Here is a 17,963-nt window from a genome sequence, read left to right as displayed (position 1 = left end):
GTGTACGGGTGGGCGGGTTCCTGCCAGATCTGCGCCGGGGTACCGCTCTCCACGATCCGGCCCAGGTACATCACGGCCATCCGGTCGCTCATGTACTCGACGGCGGCGAGATCGTGGGCGATGAACAGGTAGGTCAGTCCCAGTTGCCGCTGGAGGCTGCGGAGCAGGTTCATGATCTGTGCCTGCACGCTCAGGTCGAGTGAGGCGATCGGTTCGTCGAGGACGATCAGGTCCGGCTCGCCGGCCAGGGCGCGGGCGATGCCCACTCGCTGACGCTGGCCGCCGGAGAGCTCGTGCGGGTGCCGGTCGGCCAGGTCGCGGCGCAGGCCGACCATGTCGAGCAGTTCCTCGATTCGGTGGCGGCGTGCGGCACCCCCGTCGGTGAGGCGGTGCACGATCAGTGGCTCGGCGATGCTCGCCCCGACGGTGAGCCGCGGGTCGAGGGACGCCTGCGGGTCCTGGAACACCATGGCGACGCGGCGGCGCAGCGCGCGTAGCCGCCGTCGGGACCAGCGGGTCACGTCCTGCCCGGCCACCCGCACGTGCCCGGAGGTGGGGTCGACCAGCCGCAGCAGCGCCAGTCCGGTGGTGGACTTGCCGCTGCCGGACTCGCCGACCAGTCCCAGTGTCTCGCCGCGGCGTACCTGCAACGACACCCCGTCCACGGCGCGGACCACGCCGGCCGTCGTCGGGAACCACACTGTCAGGCCGTCGAGCTCGGCCACGACCTCGGCCGGTTCGCGTTGCGTGCTCATCGGCTCTCCCCGTCGGCCGGGTGGGGATAGAAGGTACGAACACGGTGGTCGGCGGACACCGGAACCAGCGGCGGCAGTTCGTGCTCGCACCGGGCGTCGCCGCGCACCGGGCAGCGGGGCCAGAAGGCGCATCCGGCGGGAAGATCCAACGGGCTGGGGGGCGAGCCCTGGATGGTGACCAGCTCGCCGCCGCCGGCGGCCGGGTCGGGTCGCGCGGCGAGCAGAGCGGCCGTGTACGGGTGCGAAGGGTTGGCGAAGACGGCGTCGACCGATCCCTGTTCGAGAATGCGGCCGGCGTACATGACGGCCACCGTGTCGGCGATGCCGGCGACGACACCGAGGTCGTGGGTGATCCAGACGACCGCTGTTCCCAGGCGTCGTTGCAGGTCGGCGACCAGCTCGACGATCTGGGCCTGGGTGGTGACGTCGAGGGCGGTCGTCGGCTCGTCGGCGATCAGCAGGTCCGGTTCGCAGGCCAGCGCCATGGCGATCACCACCCGTTGGCGCATGCCGCCGGAGAACTGGTGGGGGTAGGAGTCCACCCGGGTGGCGGCGGACGGGATGCCGACGAGGTCGAGCAGTTCGACGGCGCGGGTCCGGGCGGCGCGCCTGGTCAGGCCGAGGTGCTCCTCGGCGGCCTCGGTGACTTGCCGGCCCACGGTCAGTACCGGGTTGAGCGAGATCATCGGGTCTTGGAAGACGAAACCGACGTGCCGTCCGCGCATCCGCCGACGCTGGTCGTCGGGTAGCCCGGTGAGCTCCGTGCCGAGCAGGTGCACGCGGCCGGTTACCCGGGCGGAGCGGGGCGCGAGACCGGTGGCGGCGAGCATGCTCATGCTCTTGCCGCTGCCCGACTCGCCTACCAGCGCGAGCGTCTGCCCCGCCCGGACGGACCACTCGACGCCGGCGACGGCCCGCGCCGGTCCCCGGCGGGTGCCGATGGTCACGGTGAGATCCTCGATGGCCAGTACGGGCACATCGCTCATCCGGCGCTCCTCCTCGCTTCGCTGACGGTGAGCTGGCGGGGGTCGAGCACGTCGCGCAGGGCGTCTCCGACCAGGTTGAAGGCGAGGACGGTGAGGAAGATCGCGGCGCCGGGGAACACCCCCAGCCACCACGCCTCGGTGACGAAGCCACGTCCGTCGTACAGCATGCGGCCCCAGGCCGGTGCGGGCGGTTGGACGCCGAGGCCGAGGAAGGACAGCGCCGCCTCGGACAGGATCGCGAAGGCCAACGACAGGGACGTCTGCACGATCAGCGGGGCCGCGATGTTGGGCAGCACGTGCCGGCGCATGATGCGCAGGTCGGACGCGCCGATGGAGACGGCCGCCCGGACGAAGACCTGTTCGCGCACGGAGAGCACACCGGCCCGGGTGACGCGGGCGAAGATCGGGGTGTAGACCACACCGATGGCGATCATCGCGGTGAGCAGCCCTGGGCCCAGGACCGCCACGATTGCCACGGCGAGCAGCAGGACCGGGAAGGCGAACAGCACGTCCATGCAGCGCATGAGCACGTTGTCGAGCCAGCCCCGGTAGTAGCCGGCGAACAGTCCCAGGCCCACACCCACGAGCAGGGCGATCCCGACGCTTACCGCGCCGACCTGCAGCGAGACGCGGGCGGCGACCATGACCCGGCTGAGCACGTCGCGGCCCAGTTCGTCGGTGCCGAAGGGATGGGACCAGCTGGGCTGCTCGAGCATCCGGTCGACGTTCACCTCGTTGACGCCCGCCGGCGCCAGCCAGGGCCCGGCCACGCCGACCACGACCAGCAGCGTGAGCACGGCGGTGCCGGTCACGGCCAGCGGGTCGTGGCGCAGCGCCGACAGCGCCCGGCGCAGTTGCCCCTCGCCGCTCATCGCGCCGTGATCCGCGGGTCGAGGCGGGCGTAGAGCATGTCCACCAAGAGGTTGACCAGCAGGAACAGTGCGGCCACGAGCAGGATCGCGCCCTGCAGCACGGGGTAGTCCCGGGCCTGGACCGCGTCGTAGGTGAGCCGGCCGATGCCGGGCCAGGCGAACAGCACCTCGATGACGATCACGCCGCCGAGCAGGCTGGCCAGTTGCACCGCCACGACGGTGACCACCGGGATGAGCGCGTTGCGCAGGACGTGCCGCAGCACCACGACCCGCGTGCGCAGCCCTTTCGCCTCGGCGGTGCGGACGTAGTCCTCCGAGAGCACCTCCAGCATCGAGGAGCGGATGAACCGGGTGAGGATCGAGGCGGTGACCAGGCCCACGGTCGCTGCCGGCAGGACCACGTGGGAGGCCCATCGGAGTGGGTCCTCGGTGAGCGCCACGTAGCCGGACGGCGGCAGCCAGCCGAGCACGCCCGCGAAGAGCAGGATGCCCATGATGCCCATCCAGAAATCGGGCACCGAGACGCCGAACTGGCTGAACACCCGTGCCGCGTGGTCGAGCAGCGAGCCGCTGCGCATGGCCGAGAGGATTCCCAGCGGGAAGGCGACCAGCATCGCGAACACGACCGCGGTGACCGCCAGCGACAGCGTCGCCGGCAGCCGTTCCAGCACGATCGACGTGACCGGCCGTCCACTGCGGAAGCTGACCCCGAGGTCACCGGTCAACGCCCGGCCGAGGTAGCTGAAGTACTGCACCACCAGCGGCCGGTCCAGTCCCGCCCGGGCCCGCAGCGCCTCGTACGTCTGCGGATCGAAGCGGGTGCCGAGCGCCACCCGGACGGGGTCACCCGGGACCAGTTGAAGCAGGAGAAACACGACGAGGGTCACGCCGAGCAGCACGGCGCCGGACTGCAGCAGCCGGCGGATGACGAAGCGGGCCACCTGAGGTCCCCCGCCGGCTCACTTGGCCAGGGCCACGTCGCGGAACCGGATCGCCCTGTCGGTGCGGACCTCGTAGCCGGAGACCTGCGGGGACCAGCCCTGCACCACGTCCGGGTTGTAGAGGTAGATGTAGCTGGCGTCGTCGACGATCTGCTTGGCCACCTGGTCGTACTGCCGCTTGCGCGCAGCCTGGTCGGTTTCGGTCCGGGCCTGGTCGAGCAGTCTGTCCACCGTGGGGTTGCGGTATTTGTGGAAGTTGAAAGTCCCGCCGCTGTGGTGCTGGGCGTAGTAGAACTCGTCGGGGTCGATGTTGCCCAGCCAGCCGAGCATGAACGAGTCGAAGTTGCCCTTGCCCTGCTCGTCCAGCCACTGCCCGAAGTCCAGCGTCCGGATCTTGACGGTGATGCCGACCTCCTTGAGCTGCGCTGCGATGACCTGCGCCGCGGTGACCGTCTCCGGGTACTCGCTGGTGACCATCAGGTCCATCGTCAGGCCGCTGACGCCGGCCTGGTCGAGCAGCTGCCGCGCCTGGCCCGGATCACGCTGGAAGGGCGCGTAGTCGTAGTAGAAGGCGCTGTTGCGCGGGATGGCGGTCTGGTTGACGGTCGCCAGCCCGAACTTGGCGGCCTTGGTGATCGCCTCCCGGTCGAGCGCGAAGGCGACCGCCCGGCGCACCTTGACGTCGTCGTACGGCTTGCGGGCTTGGTTGAGCGCCAGGTACCAGTAGTCGCTCGACGGCACCGAACGTACGGTGAGGCCGTCGGCGTCCCGCAGGGCCGGGACCTGCTGGGGTGGCAGGTTGTCGGTCCAGTGCACCTCGCCGCCGCGCAGGTTCTGCAGGGCCACCGTGGGGTCCTTCACGAAGGTGAAGGTCACCCCGTCGAGCTTGGGCTTGTCGGACCAGTAGTTGTCGTTGCGGACCAGCTTGATGGTGTCGCCGGAGGTGTAGCTGCCCACGGCGAACGGGCCGCTGCCGACCGGCTTGGTGGTCACCGCGCCAGACTCCACGTTGGTCTTCTGGACGATCGCCACCCCCTTGAAGCCACCGAGATTGGCGAGCAGGTTCGGGGTGGGTGCGGTCAGGGTGATGACGACCGTGGTCGGGTCGGGCGCGGTCACCGACTTGACGGTGGTGAACTTGTACGCGGCGTTCAGCTTCTCGCTGATGATCCGGTTGTAGGAGTAGACCACGTCTTCCGAGGTCAGCGGCGAACCGTCGGAGAACGTCACGCCCTCGCGGATGGTGAAGGTCCACACCAGCTGGTCGTCGCTGGTGGTCCACTCGGTCGCCAGTGACGGTTGCATGTCGAGGTTCGCGTCCGGCTCGACGAGGGTGTCGTAGACGTTCTCCAGAACCTGGAAGCTGTAGTAGGCGGAGGTCTTGTGCGGGTCGAGCTGATCGGGCTCGCCGCCGATGGCGGCGTTGAGGATTCCCCCGGAGCCGGAGCTGTCGGCCCCGTCGACATCGACACTCTCGCCCGCGGTGCACGCGGTCAGCGCACCGAGCATCAGGGCGAGTGCGGCGCCGGCCAACCTGAATCTGGTGCTGGACATGGTCCTCCCCTGGATTCTTCCCGGCAGATGAAAGATTTTTGCGAGTCTGGTGCCCCGGCGGTCGAATGTCAACAAACCATGGCAAATTGCCCGCCTCGTAGGACTCCTGCCTCCCTCCCCGCCCCACGCTAGCCGCAAAACCATCCGCCGGCGGACACGGACCCCCTGAGTCGCCGTTGGCGGCAGGAGCCCGCCGACGCCGGTGGCGTCCGGCAGTTAGGCGGGTAGCCGCGCCGGCGGTGGTGGCTGGTGGTGATGCCATCGGCCGGCAACACCCCGGCTCGCCTGCGCCACCGTCTGCTGGTGCCAGCTGCCACGCTCGGCGCTTGTGCAACGATCGTCGGGCGTCATGCCGGCCAGCCGTCCCGTCGGGCTGCCCGCGCACCGGTCGCCGGCAGGCACGCGAGTAGGCACCACACCTCGTACCCCTTGGAGGGCACGATGTTCCTCTCCCCAGCCCGGGTCTTCGCCGCGCTGAACGCAGTGCGACCACCCGAGCAAGCGTCCCCGGTAATGGGCAAGGCCGTCGTGATCGGCGGCAGCGTCGCCGGTTTGCTGGCCGCCCGGGTGTTGTCCGACCACGCGGAGAGTGTCGTCATCATCGACCGGGACGACCTGCACGTGAGTGGCGAGCGGCCCGGCGTGCCACAGGGGACGCAACTGCACGCGTTGCTGCCCGGCAACTTCCTTCAGCTCGAGCACCTGTTCTCGGGATTCCGTGAACAGGCCCTGGCCCAAGGGGCGATCGAGGCTCCACCCGCGGCCAGGCGGAGCTACCTCGACGGCCGCCTGAAGGTTGTCGTACCCGACGACGCCGACAGCCTGGCGGGCAGCCGGCCTCTTCTGGAAGGACTGATCCGCCAGCAGGTGCTTCGACTGCCCAACGTCAAGACGGTCACTGCCCGCGCCACGGGTCTCGTGTTCGACGGTGCCGTGACCACCGGCGTTCGCTGCGACATCGGTGGGGTGCCGGGGGTCGAGAGCGGTGACTTCGTGGTGGACGCCACGGGGCGTTCGAGCAGACTGTCCGAGTGGCTGGAGCATGCCGGCTGGGACCGGCCCCGCACGCGGCGGATGACCGTAAACCTGAACTACGCGACGGCGCTGTTCCGACGCCGTGAGACGAACCCAGATCTCACGGTCGTCCTGGCACTGCACAGTCCGAGGATGTCGTCGGACGTGGCGGGTGCCGCGTTCTTCGCCGTCGAGGATGGCCGGTGGATGGCCATGATGGCCGGTTACGGGGACAGCCGCCCAGGGCGCACCGCCGAAGATTTCGTACGCCGGCTGCGGGACCAGTTCCCACCGGAGTTCGGCGAGGTCGCCGGGTACGAGATGCTCGGCGACGTCCAGACCTACCGCCACGCCGACAGCCGGCGGCGGGATTTCCATGCGTTGAAGCGGTTTCCGGCCAGGCTCGTCAGCGTCGGTGACGCCGTCGCGTCGTTCAACCCGGTGTACGGGCAGGGGATTACGGCGGCGGCCCTGCACGCGGCCTGCCTGTCGATGTACCTGCGATCACGCCCGGACCTGGGCGTGCCCACGCGCCGGTTCTTCGCCTTGCAGAAGGTCGTGGTCGACGCCGCCTGGTCGACGTCGACCTCCGCCGACCTGGCGCTGCCGCACGTCGCCGGGCCCTACCCGCGCGGCTACCGGATCTCCAGTTGGCTCAGCAACCAGATCGTCACGGCGACCATCACGGACGTGACGATCGCGCGGCGGTTCAACGAGGTCGTTTCCATGCGTGAGCACCCGAGGTCGCTGGCCACACCCGGCGTGATACTCGGCGCCCTGCGCGCGAACCGGCGTGCACGCTGATCGGTCGACGAGGCCACGGACGCTGGCCGGGGTTCGCTCCGCACTACCCGACCGGCCGGGCGCCGGCCTCGCCCCCGAGCTGGTGACATCTGGACCTACAACGGCGGGTTCGGGCGGCAGGAGAGGACGGCGCGGATCGGCCAGGCCCAGTCCGTGTACCTGCCGCGCAGGTCGACGTACTTCTCCAGCCGGCCGGCGAGGTCGAAGGATTCAGGTCGCCGTGGCCGCGCCGAACATGCGCGGGCCCGGCCCGGATCGAGTGATCCTGGGCCGGGCCGGGATTCGCCTGCCGATCAGCTCGACATGCTGGCGAACATGCCGGGCTCGTAGGAACCACCCTGCTGGTGCACGATCACGGCGAGCCGGTTGGCCGCGTTGATCAGGGCGACCAGGGAGACCAGCGCGGCGATCTGGTCGTCGTCGTAGTGCTTGCGGACCTGGGCCCAGGTCTCGTCGGAAACGCCGTGGTGGGCATCGGCGAGCCGGGTGCCCTCTTCGGCGAGCGCCAGCGCAGCCCGCTCGGCCTCGGTGAACACGGTCGACTCGCGCCAGGCGGCGACCAGGTTGAGCCGGACCGAGGTCTCACCGGCGGCTGCGGCCTCCTTGGTGTGCATGTCGATGCACCAGCCGCAGCCGTTGATCTGGCTGGCGCGCAGCGACACCAGTTCCTGCGTGGACTTCGGCAGCGGCGACTGGTGGATCACCAGGCTGGCGTTGGCGAACCGCTTGGCGAACTTGACGGCGATCTCGTTGTCGAACAGGTTGAATCGGGCGTCCATGACCTCGTCCTCACTCGTGGTGTTGCGTGCTGCTGCACTGGACGAACACGAGATGCCGGCGACCCGATTCCTGTGACAGTGCGGCTACGTGACGTGAACCACAATCAGGTGGCCACATCGGTGACCTTCGACGCACCGCTGCTCACGACGCTGCCTCGCCGTCACGTAATTCGGCCGGACAACAAGGATTGGCTACCGTCTCGGTGTCACACGACGGCGGCACCCGGCATCTGGTGGGTGACACAGTCGAAAGTGAACAGGAGCCACCCATGGCCAGCACGTCGCAGACCGCATCTGACGATCGTGGCAGGGGCAGCAGCCGCGACGATCACCCGGACCCCGCCACCGAGGCGTTCCTCGCCCACCGCAACCTCCTCTTCACGGTCGCCTACGAGATGCTCGGCTCGGCCGCCGACGCGGAGGACGTGCTGCAGGAGACCTGGCTGCGGTGGGCGGGCGTCGATCTCGGCACGGTGCGGGACCAGCGTGCATACCTGGTCCGGATCACCACCCGCCAGGCACTCACACGGCTGCGTACGCTCGGCCGCCGCAGGGAGTCCTACGTCGGCCCCTGGCTGCCCGAGCCGCTGCTGACCACGCCCGACGTGGCCGAGGACGTCGAGTTGGCCGACAGCGTCTCGATGGCGATGCTGCTGGTGCTGGAGACACTCGGGCCGACCGAGCGGGCCGTGTTCGTGCTGCGCGAGGTGTTCGATGTCGGGTACGACGAGATCGCCGAAGCCGTCGACAAGAGCCCCGCCGCGGTCCGCCAGATCGCGCACCGGGCACGGGCACACGTCGCGGCGCGCCGGCCGCGCGGGATCGTTTCTGCGGCCGAGGCTCGATACGCGCTCGATGCGTTCCAGCGGGCGGCCGAAACGGGCGATCTGCAGAGCCTGCTCGACATCCTCGCACCGGATGTCGTCTTTCTGGGTGACGGTGGCGGAGTCAAGCAGGCCGTCCTGCGGCCCGTCGTGGGGGCCGACAAGGTGGCCCGCTTGCTGGCCACCGGGCTGGGCAGGATCGCCGGCACGGCGTCGCTGTGGCCGGCACAGGTCAATGGCTACCCGGCGCTGATACTCCGGCAGGGCGGCGAGATCGACACCGTCGTGGCGGTGCGCATCGACGACGGGCTCATCACCGGGCTCTACGCCGTCCGCAATCCCGAGAAGCTGTCGCATATGCAGCGGGAGACCACCCTGCGCCGCTGAGTCCGGGGCCCCTCGGAAACGAACAACACGAACCGCATCCCACCTGTCAGGCCGCAGGCGTCCGGGCCGGTCGAGGAAGAGAACGCCGAGCTGCGCCGGCGGATCCGCGAACTGGAAGAGGAGCGCGACATCGTGCGTAAGGCGGCCCGGTACTTCCCCGGGGGACGCGCTGGTGAACCGCTTCCAGTTCGCCGCCGAGCACCAGCAGCGCTACGGCGTGAAGCGCTTCGCCCGCCGGTCCTTGGGCGGCTTCACTGGCGCCGCCGAGCGGATCGGTACCGAGTGGACGTCTCCCGCGCCTCGAACCGCTCCTGAGCGTCAAGAACCGCATTGGCGTACCTGGTGGCCCAGGCGCCCATCGCCCGCATCGGCTCCAGCAGCGCGCTGCCCGCTTCTGTCAGCAAGTAGTCCACGCGGGGCGGCGCTTCCTGGTACGGCCGGCGTTTCACCAGGCCGTTGTACTCCAGGCGGCGCAGCGCGTCGTTGAGCACCTTGGGGCTGACCCCGCCGATCCGGGTGAGGAGCACTGCCGGACGCGTCGGGCCGTACGCGGCGATCGTGAAGACCACGACGCTGTCCCAGCGGTTGGCGAGCACCTCGAACGCCACGCGGGCGCGGCAGTCGGAGGTGTAGTCGTCGAGTTGGTCAGCGTGCCCACCCATGGGTCCATCCTGCCCGATGTATCGCACACCGTTCGGTGTCTATCGACCTACCTATCGTCCTGCACGGTGGTCGGTACCGAGCCGCCGCAGCGCGAGGAACGGAGCAGCACGGATGAAGATCGGCATTTTCGGGACGGGCGGTATGGCGGCGGCGCTCGGCGGTGCATGGACCACGGCCGGGCACGACGTGGTGATCGGCGGCCGGAGTCAGGAACGGGCGGAGCGGACCGCCGGACTCATCAGCGCCGCCGGGCATGGCAGCATCGCGGATGCGGCGCGCCACGGCGACGCCATCCTCGTGGCGGTCCCGGCGGCAGAGGCGCCGCACCTGGTGGGCTTCCTCGCTGGGAGCCTCGCCGGACGGACGGTCATCGACTGCACCAACTCTCTCGTACCGACCGACGAGGGGCTGATGCTCAACCTTGGTGGTGCCACGTCTGTAGCCCGGCAACTGGCAGCCGCCGCGCCCGACGCGCACGTGGTCAAGGCGTTCAACCTCTGCCACACCAGCGTCTGGACCCTGCGTCCGCCGACCTTCGAGAACGTACCGTTGGCAGTGCCCTATTGCGCCGACCACCCCGCAGCAGCCGCGGCGACGGAGACCCTGATCAGCTCGATCGGCTGCACGCCGGCGCCGTGCGGCGGGCTGGCGCGGGCGGCGTACCTCGAGGCGACAGCGGCGCTTGCGATCGGGCTGTGGTGGGCCGGCGGGCAGCCGCGCGCCGCGTTCCCGTCTCAGGCGGAGGTGTCGCATCCCTGAACCTGTCACGTATGGCCGGTCCGTTGCCGTTGGCCCATGCCGTGCGGCAGTGCAGCAACGATGTGGACAGTGACCTGTCGATCAGGCTGTTTCCGCGGCCGGCCTTATCTGACCGTTAAGTAACGGGCTGCCTGGTTCACTCGGCGGGCGGCACTGGGCAGACTGGGGCCATGCCCGCCGCCGCGCTGTCCGCTCCGCCCGCCCGCCGCCGTCGTACCCCGGCCTTGGTCGCGGTGGTCGCCGCGCTCGCCGTGTCGATCGCGGTCGGCGCCTGGGCGCTGGGGGATCGGGTTGGTGGCGACGGCGGTGCACCGGAGCCGGGTGAGGTGGCCGCCTTCGGCCCGGGGCCCGGCGCCGGCCCGGCCGGCGGTACCTCCATCTGCGCCGGCCGGGCGGCCCGGGCGCCCCGCGAGTTGCGCGGCATGTGGATCACGACGGTGAACAATATCGACTGGCCGAGCCGGCGCGGACTGCCGGCCGAGACGGTGCGGGCGGAGTTCCGGGGCTGGCTGGACTTGGCCGTGCGGCGCAACCACAACGCGGTCTTCGTGCACGTGCGGCCGAGCGGGGACGCGCTCTGGCCGTCCAGGTATGCGCCGTGGTCGGAGTGGCTGACCGGGCGCCGCGACGGCCGTGATCCGGGCTGGGACCCGATGGAGTTCATGGTCGCGGAGGCGCACGCCCGCAACCTGGAGTTCCACGCCTGGTTCAACCCGTACCGCGGCGGGCAGCCGGCCACGGTGGGCGGGCCCGGCCCCAGGCTGGACCAGCTCGCGCCGACACACCCGCTGCGGCGCCACCGCGACTGGCTGGTGACCTATCCCAGCGCTGACCGGCCCGGCAGCCGCCTCTACTTCAACCCAGGCATCCCCGAGGCGCGCAAGTTCGTGGAGGACTCGATGCTGGAGGCGGTCCAGCGGTACGACGTCGACGGGGTGCACTTCGACGACTTCTTCTACCCGTACCCAGAGGCCGGGCAGGACTTCCCGGACGGTGCGGCGTTCGCCCGGTACGGCCGGGGTTTCGCGGACAAGCACGCCTGGCGCCGGGACAACGTCAACACGCTGGTCCGCGAAATGAGCGAGCGAATCAAGGCGATCAAGCCGTGGGTGAAGTTCGGGATCAGCCCGTTCGGCATCTGGCGCAACAAGCGCACCGACGCGGCCGGCTCGGCGACAGCCGGGCTGCAGAGCTACGACGACATCTACGCCGACACCCGACTCTGGGTGCGAGAGCAGTGGCTCGACTACGTCGTGCCGCAGCTCTACTGGCACATCGGGTTCGACAAGGCCGACTACGCCAAGCTGCTGCCGTGGTGGGCGGCCACGGTGAAGGGCACCCGGGTGCAGCTCTACATCGGCCAGGCCGACTACCGGGTGGGCGAGCGCGGCGCCTGGCGCGATCCGGCCGAGCTGGACCGTCAGCTCGCCCTCAACCGGCGGCACGGGGTGAGCGGGAGCGTGCACTTCAGCGCCAGGCAGGTGCGCGCCGACAAGCTCGGGGCGGTCAATCGCTACAGCGGGGCGCACTACGCCGGCCCGGCGCTGGTGCCAGTGATGGCGCAGCTACCGGCGGCGCCACCGGCCGCACCCACGGTCACCGGCGCGTGGCGTGAGGACACCGGCGGGGTGGTGCTGACCTGGCGCGGGGACGGCGCCACGAGCTTCGCCGTCTACCGTGTGGACGGCGACGCGGCCCGGCTCGTCGGGACCACCCGGGGTACCGGCTGGGTCGACCGCACCGCCCCGGCCGACCGGCAACTCTCCTACTGCGTGTCCGGGCTAGATCGCAGCGGCAACGAGGGCTCACTCGGCGCACCTATCTCCGTCGCCGGGCAGTAGCAACTCCACGAGCCAGGCGGGTGGGGGTTCGCGGCCGCCGCCTCTTCCGCCCTACCCCCGGGCCGGCTGTTGCAGCGCCGGCGATCGGCCTACCGGCCCGTCGCCGGCTGAGGAGTCGGTCGGCGACGGGCCGGTGGGTGGGCCGGCAGGAGCGCGACGGGGGCCGCGAGGTACGGCTACGGCGTCGCAAGCCCGAGGCTGATGGTCTTGGTCAACGTGGCCTTGTCGTCGTCGCCGTCCAGCGACCAGACCATTGCTCCGGCCAGACCGGACCGCCGGATGTACAGCGCCTTCTGCAGCACGACCGCCGGATCGTCGTACGTCCAGAACGTTGTGCCGTCGAACAACCAGGCGTGCCCGGCACGAAGGTCGCGGTGAACGGTGAAGCCATTGCCCGCTAGGGTCCTGAGTCGCCGGTAGTCCTCGTACCCGGCCTCGAAGGTCGCCGGCGCGGGACCGGCCGCGGGCTGAAACAGGCCGTTCCCGCCCCCGGTGACGCCGGTCCAGCCCCGGCCGTAGTACGGGATGCCCAGGACCAGCTTCTCGCGCGGCGCGCCCCGGGCGATCCAGCCGTCGATCGCCACGTCGGCGGAGAAGTCGGAGGTGTCCGGCGCTCCCGCCGGCACGCGCAGCGCCGACTGCTGGTTGGTCACCGCGTCCCAGGCGCCGTGGAAGTCGTACCCCTGCACCGTGGCGAAGTCCAGGTACTGGAAGATCCTGCGGCCCTCGTACCCGGCGTCCATCGTTGCCGGATTGGCCGGCAGGAAGGCGGTCAGCGGGTAGTGCCTGCGGGTCTTCCGGCCGTACGCGTCGAGTTGCCGGCGGAACTCGGCGAGCAGCTTGGTGAAGTTCCGCCGGTCCTCCGGGCGGACCACGTTGCCCGGCTCACCCGGCCAGTTCGGCCACTCCCAGTCCAGATCGATGCCGTCGAAGACGCCGGCGGCGGCACCCGGGCCGCCACTGCCACCGTCCAGGACTGGGAGGTTTCCCTTGAGGTAGAGGTCGATGCAAGAGGCGACGAACGCTCTGCGGGAGGCGTCGGTGCGAGCGGCGTTCGAGAAGTACGTCGACCAGCTCCAGCCACCCAACGAGATCATCACCTTCAAGCCGGGGTGCTTGGCCTTGAGCTTGGCCAGTTGGCCGAAGTTGCCGTTGAGCGGTTCGCCCCAGACGTCGGCGACACCGTCGACGCTCTCCTCCGCCGGGACGGGACGCTGGTAGTCGGCCCAGGCGTCGCCCTCGCCCGGCGCACCGTCCACATAGCAGCGTCCGTCCTCGCTGACGTTGCCGAAGGCGTAGTTGACGTGGGTGAGGCGGCTTGCCGCCCCGGAGGTGTCGAGCTTCTTGACCGGGAAGGCCCGGCCGTAGATGCCCCACTGGGTGAAGTAGCCGACCCGGTGGTAACCGGCACGGCGGCTCGGGCTGTCATCCGCGCTCGCGGCGGTCGGTGGCGCGGCGGTGACCAGCACGGTCGCTAGGGCGACGAGGGCGGTGAGGCGGTGACGGAATGGTCGCATCGGCACTCTCACGAGGGATGGCAGAATTAGTAAAGATACCTTTCTGATTGATGAAGCTAGGCCGATCGCATCCGGCGGTCAAGGGCAGACTTCGGACGCTCGTCCCGCACCGGCGTGCCGGGGGCGCTCCCGCTGGGGATCGCGAAACCTATTGACAATCGATAGGTTGCGAGTGATAGTCGATGCATGTTCACCGAGTATCGAGCGGTAGCACCTCTCAGGGTCTTCCTCGTGTTGCTGTTCGGGGTCTTGGTCGTGTTCCAGACCATGTCGCTGCCCGGACAGTTCGCGCACATGGCCAAGGAGTCGCCGGACATGGCGTACCTGAGGTGGCCGGCGACTGCCGTCACGGTGTTCTGGGTGCTGTGTGTTCAGGTGGTGATCGTGTCCACCTGGAAGCTGCTCACCCTGGTCAAGAAGGACCGCATCTTCAGTGAGGCCTCGCTGGTGTGGGTGGACGCGATCGTGTGGGCCATCGGTGCCGCGTGGGTGGTGCTCCTGGCCGGGTTTCTCTACGTCGGCTTCAACGCGGACGACCCAGGGCTGCCGCTCCTGCTGTTCCTGATGTTGGCAGGTGTCACTGTGCTGGGGCTTCTGATGGTGGTGATGCGTGCACTGCTGCGGCAAGCCACCACGCTGCGGACCGACATGGAAGCGGTGATCTGATGCCCATCGTCGTCCGCATCGACGTCGAGCTGGCCAAACGCAAGATGAGTGTGGGTGAGTTCGCCGAGCGGGTGGGGCTCACGCCGGCGAACGTGGCGGTGCTGAAGAACGGCCGTGCCAAAGCTGTTCGCTTCAGCACGCTGGAAGCCATGTGCCGGGTGCTCGACTGCCAGCCCGGTGACCTGCTCGAGTGGGTCGAGGAATGAACCATAGGGAGAACCCGTGAAGTACCTCGTCGCCATCCTCGCCGTCGGCCATCGAGGTTGTCCTGTGCTGGAGCACCGTTACCGCCAGCGACTGGTCCCGGCCAGTCCGTTCCCGCAGCGCTTCGACCTGCTGGAATCACCGCTGGCCCTCGCAATAGGCGTGGGCCGCCAGGCGGGACCGGTCGGCGACGCGTACCCCGCTGGAGGTGAGCCGCACCGCGGCCGCCCGCGCCAGCGCGCCGAGCGCCCGATTGACGGTGACCCGGCTGAGCCCGAGCGCACGGGCCAGGTCTTCCTGGGAGCCATGCCAGGCGCCGGCGGCCAGCATCCAGCGCGCCACACGCGCCACGGCGGGCAAGGTCGCCGCCTCCGCCAAGCGCTCACGCAACGCTAGCGCGTCGACGGCCAGCCGACCGGTTACGTGGCGGCGTACCGGCTCGTGCTCGTCAAGCAGGCGCAGGAAGCGGTGCTGGGACAGCAGGAGGCCGGCGCACGGCGTGAGAGCGAGCAGAGCGCCGGACGGCGCCGGGCCACCCAGGATCGCCGGCTTGTCGACGATGCCGGGCCCGTCCCAACGCGCCGGCCAGAGCTGGCCACCGGAGGGTCCGGCGTACGCGGCAACAATGGTGCCGGTCAGCAACAGCAGGACCGCCTCGGGAGCGGCGCCGGCGGGCCGCACCACGGCAGCCGCCGGATACTGCGCGGGCCGGGCATGCCGGGCCAGCTCGGCGAGGGCGCTGGTGTCCAGGGACGCGAACGCCGGTACCTCGCCAAGGAGGTCATGTATCAAGTGATACTCCCTCCCGGGCGGTGGCTGCCGTACGGTGCCGGCATGTGGATCGTGGAGTTGAGCTTCAGCGACGCGCCGGAGCGGCTGGCGGCGCGGCCGGCACACCGCGAGTGGCTGGCCGGGTTGCACCGCACGGGTGTGGTTCGCATGGCGGGGCCCTGGGCGGGCGACTCCGGCGCGCTGATCGTATTCGACGTGCACGACGAGGCGGCGCTGGAGCGGCTGCTCGCCGCCGACCCCTACTTCACCACGCCCGGCGTCCAGGTGACGGCGAGACGGGAGTGGCACCCGTTCCTCTCATGATCAGGCGCGCGTTGCCGGCTTGCCAGCGACCGGCATGGGCCGGCCGAACTCCTCAACCAAGCTGGTGGCAGGCGCTATCCCCGATGTCCGGGACGTTCGATGCGGGTGGGGTTGCCGCGGACGAGCTTGTCGGGGATGTGCCACCGGGTGGTGGTGGCAGCACCAGTTTCTTTCGGCCGGTGTGTTGACCCGGTAGGGGCTGGGGGCCTGCCGGCACAGGGTTCTGGTCCACGAGGCCGCGAACGCCTCGACGCCGGCCCCGGAGATCTGGACCAGGGGCGCCGGGGGCTCGAAGCAATGGGGTGCTGTCCGTCAGAACGTCATGGACACCACCCTCCCGGAGCCCACCGTGCGCAGCAAGCGACTTGCGGCCATCCGGGTGCCCGCCCACTACGCCGGGCGGCCTCTCCCACGTGGGTGATGCCGGCATGGTCAGGCCCCGACAGGCCGATGTGCGTCTTCCACAATGCGAGGGCGTCACGCGACGATGCGCACGGCGTGACCTGTCACGCGTACGCGTGGGTCTGCGGGGTCGATTCCTACCCTCAGCTCACTGGGGCGGCCCATGTCCTCGCCCTGGTGGATGACGATACTGGTGGCCTTCGGCACCAGGCCGAGTTCCCGAAGGTAGCCGCCGAACGCGGCTGCGGCCGCGCCGGTAGCCGGGTCTTCGACGACGCCGCCGATCGGGAACGGGTCGCGGGCGTGGAAGCTGGTTTGGCTCTGCCGCCACACCAGGTGCAGGGTCGTGTAACCGTACTGGTGCATCACTGCGGCAAGGGCATCGAAGTCGTACGCGAGGTCCGCCAACCGGCTGCGGCTCCCGGCTGCCAGCACCAGGTGCTGGTTGCCGGCGAAGGCGACGTGTGGCGGCAGCGCCGGGTCGAGATCAGCCGGTTTCCAGCCCAGTGGCCGTCCACGTTGCCAGCTCTTTGTCATTGAGACAAACGATAGATCATCATACCAGCGATCGGGCTTCCCGATGGCTGGTCTAGTGTTTGTACGTGGACACCCGTTTGCTCCGGACCTTCCTCGCCGTCGCCAGGACAGAGAGCTTCACCGCCGCCGCAGGTGTGTTGAAGCTGTCGCAGTCCACCGTCACCGTGCAGATCAAGTCGCTGGAGAGGGAGCTGGGAACCCGCCTGTTCGACCGGATGGCGCGTGGTGCCCAGGTCACCGCTGCTGGGCGGCGCCTGCTGGCGCAGGCGGCAGATGTGCTCGAGGCGGAGTCGCGACTGCGCGCAGCGGCTGCCGGCGATACCGACCCGGCCGGCATCGTCGTGGTCGGTGCCGCCGAGTCGCTCTGCGCGTCGCGCCTGCCTCATGTTGTGGGCGCGCTGCGTGAAACCCACAAGAGCATCGACATGCACCTTTTCCCGGCAGGTACCGGTCCGGCCCTTGAGGGACTGCGGGCGGGACGCTTGGACGTTGCCCTGCTGCTGGAGGACACGGTCGAGGTTGCCGACATGACCGCGAGCCCCGTCGGGCGCGAGCCGCTTGTCCTCGTCAGCTCCGTCGGCCATCCGCTGGCAACCTCCGGCCAGCCCGTCACGTGGGAGGACCTCGCCCGGGAGAGCTTCCTCCTGCACGAGGAGGGCTGTTCCTACAGTGACCGGGTCGCCCGGGAACTGCTGGCTGTGCCGGGTGCGCGGCCGCGTTTGACGAGGTTCGGCAGCATCGAAGCCGCTCGCTCGTGCGTGGCGGCCGGCCTTGGCCTCAGCGTCCTGCCACTTGCCAACGTGGACAGCGTGCTGCGCGACGGGAGCCTCGCGGTCGTTGCCGGACCGCGAATCCCGGACGCGACGGTCCAGCTGGTCCGCCACCGCGGACGCTCGACGTCGCCAGCGGTCCAGGCCGTCATCGACGCGCTTCGGTGCTACTTCTCGTCGCGGTCGACCGCCGTGTTCGCACCAGGATCGCCTGGGTGTCCAGACCCCGCGTCGGCGGGCCGCAGCGGCCCGCCAGCGGGCCAGCCATTTGTAGCCGATCGCCCGTGAGCAGCCGAGTTCCTTCACGACGTGCGCGACGGGACGACTCTCGCCAACGACACGCGTGATGAGCAGCCGCCGGCCGTGCACGGTCAGCCGGGCGTACGGTGGGCCATGAGACCTCCGGTTCGGGACGTGGGCGTCAGCACCTCACACCTCGCCGGAGGTCTCATCTCGTATCAAGCCGCCACGCCGTCAACAACGCTCATGGTCACTACAGCTAGCACACTCAGGTCTTGGGTGGCTCCAGGGCGGCCTGTCACATGGACAGGTCTGTGGAGAGGAAGGCGGATGTCGGGCGGGCGGTGTTGAGG

18 protein-coding genes and 1 pseudogene are annotated in these 17,963 nt (G+C 69.9%); 8 read left to right on the top strand and 11 right to left on the bottom strand.

Translation table 11 applies throughout. The annotated features are described in order from the left end of the window. The 5 genes from C1I99_RS17675 to C1I99_RS17655 form a co-directional block, all read right to left on the bottom strand. Positions 1 to 755 (bottom strand): ATP-binding cassette domain-containing protein (locus tag C1I99_RS17675; protein ID WP_111135321.1); only part of this gene is annotated, 755 nt, incomplete at its 3' end. Further along, positions 752 to 1,741 carry an ABC transporter ATP-binding protein gene (locus C1I99_RS17670; protein WP_111135320.1) on the bottom strand — a complete coding sequence of 330 codons (990 nt, stop codon included), beginning with the start codon at positions 1,739 to 1,741 and terminating at the stop codon, positions 752 to 754. The genes C1I99_RS17675 and C1I99_RS17670, both read right to left, overlap by 4 nt. Further along, positions 1,738 to 2,613 carry an ABC transporter permease gene (locus tag C1I99_RS17665; protein WP_111135319.1) on the bottom strand — a complete coding sequence of 292 codons (876 nt, stop codon included), beginning with the start codon at positions 2,611 to 2,613 and terminating at the stop codon, positions 1,738 to 1,740. The genes C1I99_RS17670 and C1I99_RS17665 overlap by 4 nt, the downstream gene beginning before the upstream one ends. Beyond that, positions 2,610 to 3,554 carry an ABC transporter permease gene (locus C1I99_RS17660; RefSeq protein ID WP_111135318.1) on the bottom strand — a complete coding sequence of 315 codons (945 nt, stop codon included), beginning with the start codon at positions 3,552 to 3,554 and terminating at the stop codon, positions 2,610 to 2,612. Before C1I99_RS17660 ends, C1I99_RS17665 begins: the two co-directional genes overlap by 4 nt. An 18-nt stretch (positions 3,555 to 3,572) precedes the next feature. Beyond that, positions 3,573 to 5,108 carry an ABC transporter substrate-binding protein gene (locus tag C1I99_RS17655; RefSeq protein ID WP_111135317.1) on the bottom strand — a complete coding sequence of 512 codons (1,536 nt, stop codon included), beginning with the start codon at positions 5,106 to 5,108 and terminating at the stop codon, positions 3,573 to 3,575. A 441-nt stretch (positions 5,109 to 5,549) separates the two neighbouring features. On the opposite strand from C1I99_RS17655, the gene C1I99_RS17650 reads away from it, so the two are divergent. Next, positions 5,550 to 6,926 carry an NAD(P)/FAD-dependent oxidoreductase gene (locus tag C1I99_RS17650; RefSeq protein WP_111135316.1) on the top strand — a complete coding sequence of 459 codons (1,377 nt, stop codon included), beginning with the start codon at positions 5,550 to 5,552 and terminating at the stop codon, positions 6,924 to 6,926. A gap of 293 nt (positions 6,927 to 7,219) precedes the next feature. Here C1I99_RS17650 and C1I99_RS17645 read toward each other — a convergent pair whose 3' ends face one another. Beyond that, positions 7,220 to 7,705 (bottom strand): carboxymuconolactone decarboxylase family protein, encoded by a 486-nt coding sequence (locus C1I99_RS17645; protein ID WP_111135315.1) that lies wholly within the window; start codon positions 7,703 to 7,705, stop codon positions 7,220 to 7,222. Between the two features lie 269 nt (positions 7,706 to 7,974). Here C1I99_RS17645 and C1I99_RS17640 point away from each other — a divergent pair, with 269 nt between their 5' ends. After that, complete coding sequence (locus tag C1I99_RS17640) at positions 7,975 to 8,916, top strand: RNA polymerase sigma-70 factor (RefSeq protein ID WP_111135314.1); 942 nt, start codon at positions 7,975 to 7,977, stop codon at positions 8,914 to 8,916. A 251-nt stretch (positions 8,917 to 9,167) separates the two neighbouring features. Here the strand turns inward: C1I99_RS17640 and C1I99_RS17635 are convergent, their stop codons facing one another. Next, positions 9,168 to 9,578, bottom strand: a complete 411-nt coding sequence (locus C1I99_RS17635) for a winged helix-turn-helix transcriptional regulator (RefSeq protein WP_111135313.1) — start codon at positions 9,576 to 9,578, stop codon at positions 9,168 to 9,170. Here C1I99_RS17635 and C1I99_RS17630 point away from each other — a divergent pair. Both C1I99_RS17630 and C1I99_RS17625 read left to right on the top strand, forming a co-directional pair. Further along, positions 9,577 to 10,338, top strand: coding sequence for an NADPH-dependent F420 reductase (locus C1I99_RS17630; RefSeq protein ID WP_438941422.1), 762 nt, complete (start codon positions 9,577 to 9,579; stop codon positions 10,336 to 10,338). The genes C1I99_RS17635 and C1I99_RS17630 overlap by 2 nt on opposite strands. Before the next feature lie 170 nt (positions 10,339 to 10,508). Next, positions 10,509 to 12,179 (top strand): glycoside hydrolase family 10-like protein, encoded by a 1,671-nt coding sequence (locus C1I99_RS17625; protein WP_111135311.1) that lies wholly within the window; start codon positions 10,509 to 10,511, stop codon positions 12,177 to 12,179. A gap of 176 nt (positions 12,180 to 12,355) precedes the next feature. Here C1I99_RS17625 and C1I99_RS17620 read toward each other — a convergent pair whose 3' ends face one another. Next, entirely contained in the window at positions 12,356 to 13,696 is a 1,341-nt protein-coding gene (locus C1I99_RS17620) for a glycoside hydrolase family 18 protein (protein ID WP_111135323.1), read from the bottom strand. A 186-nt stretch (positions 13,697 to 13,882) separates the two neighbouring features. On the opposite strand from C1I99_RS17620, the gene C1I99_RS17615 reads away from it, so the two are divergent. Beyond that, positions 13,883 to 14,362 (top strand): DUF2975 domain-containing protein, encoded by a 480-nt coding sequence (locus tag C1I99_RS17615; protein WP_111135310.1) that lies wholly within the window; start codon positions 13,883 to 13,885, stop codon positions 14,360 to 14,362. Further along, the gene (locus C1I99_RS17610) at positions 14,362 to 14,568 is read left to right on the top strand and encodes a helix-turn-helix domain-containing protein (RefSeq protein WP_091094605.1); all 207 of its coding nucleotides are present in this window, start codon (positions 14,362 to 14,364) and stop codon (positions 14,566 to 14,568) included. The genes C1I99_RS17615 and C1I99_RS17610 overlap by 1 nt, the downstream gene beginning before the upstream one ends. A gap of 136 nt (positions 14,569 to 14,704) precedes the next feature. Here C1I99_RS17610 and C1I99_RS17605 read toward each other — a convergent pair whose 3' ends face one another. Beyond that, positions 14,705 to 15,358, bottom strand: coding sequence for a Crp/Fnr family transcriptional regulator (locus tag C1I99_RS17605; RefSeq protein WP_146603981.1), 654 nt, complete (start codon positions 15,356 to 15,358; stop codon positions 14,705 to 14,707). Between the two features lie 42 nt (positions 15,359 to 15,400). Between C1I99_RS17605 and C1I99_RS17600 the strand changes: the two genes are divergently transcribed. Beyond that, positions 15,401 to 15,661 carry a YciI family protein gene (locus tag C1I99_RS17600; RefSeq protein WP_111135322.1) on the top strand — a complete coding sequence of 87 codons (261 nt, stop codon included), beginning with the start codon at positions 15,401 to 15,403 and terminating at the stop codon, positions 15,659 to 15,661. Between the two features lie 477 nt (positions 15,662 to 16,138). On the opposite strand, the gene C1I99_RS17590 is transcribed toward C1I99_RS17600, so the two are convergent. Continuing rightward, entirely contained in the window at positions 16,139 to 16,600 is a 462-nt protein-coding gene (locus tag C1I99_RS17590; RefSeq protein ID WP_111135308.1) for a PhzF family phenazine biosynthesis protein, read from the bottom strand. 65 nt (positions 16,601 to 16,665) lie between these two features. Between C1I99_RS17590 and C1I99_RS17585 the strand changes: the two genes are divergently transcribed. After that, positions 16,666 to 17,658, top strand: a complete 993-nt coding sequence (locus C1I99_RS17585; RefSeq protein ID WP_111135307.1) for a LysR family transcriptional regulator — start codon at positions 16,666 to 16,668, stop codon at positions 17,656 to 17,658. Here the strand turns inward: C1I99_RS17585 and C1I99_RS17580 are convergent. After that, positions 17,617 to 17,745, bottom strand: a pseudogene (locus tag C1I99_RS17580) (leucine zipper domain-containing protein); the annotation flags it as partial. The gene C1I99_RS17585 and the pseudogene C1I99_RS17580 sit on opposite strands and share 42 nt — an antisense overlap. Between the last annotated feature and the right edge of the window lie 218 nt (positions 17,746 to 17,963).

The sequence above is a fragment of the Micromonospora deserti genome (assembly GCF_003236335.1).
Classification (GTDB): domain Bacteria; phylum Actinomycetota; class Actinomycetes; order Mycobacteriales; family Micromonosporaceae; genus Micromonospora; species Micromonospora deserti.
Note: the sequence above shows the minus strand (reverse complement) of the source record. Positions and strands in the feature narration are given on the sequence as shown.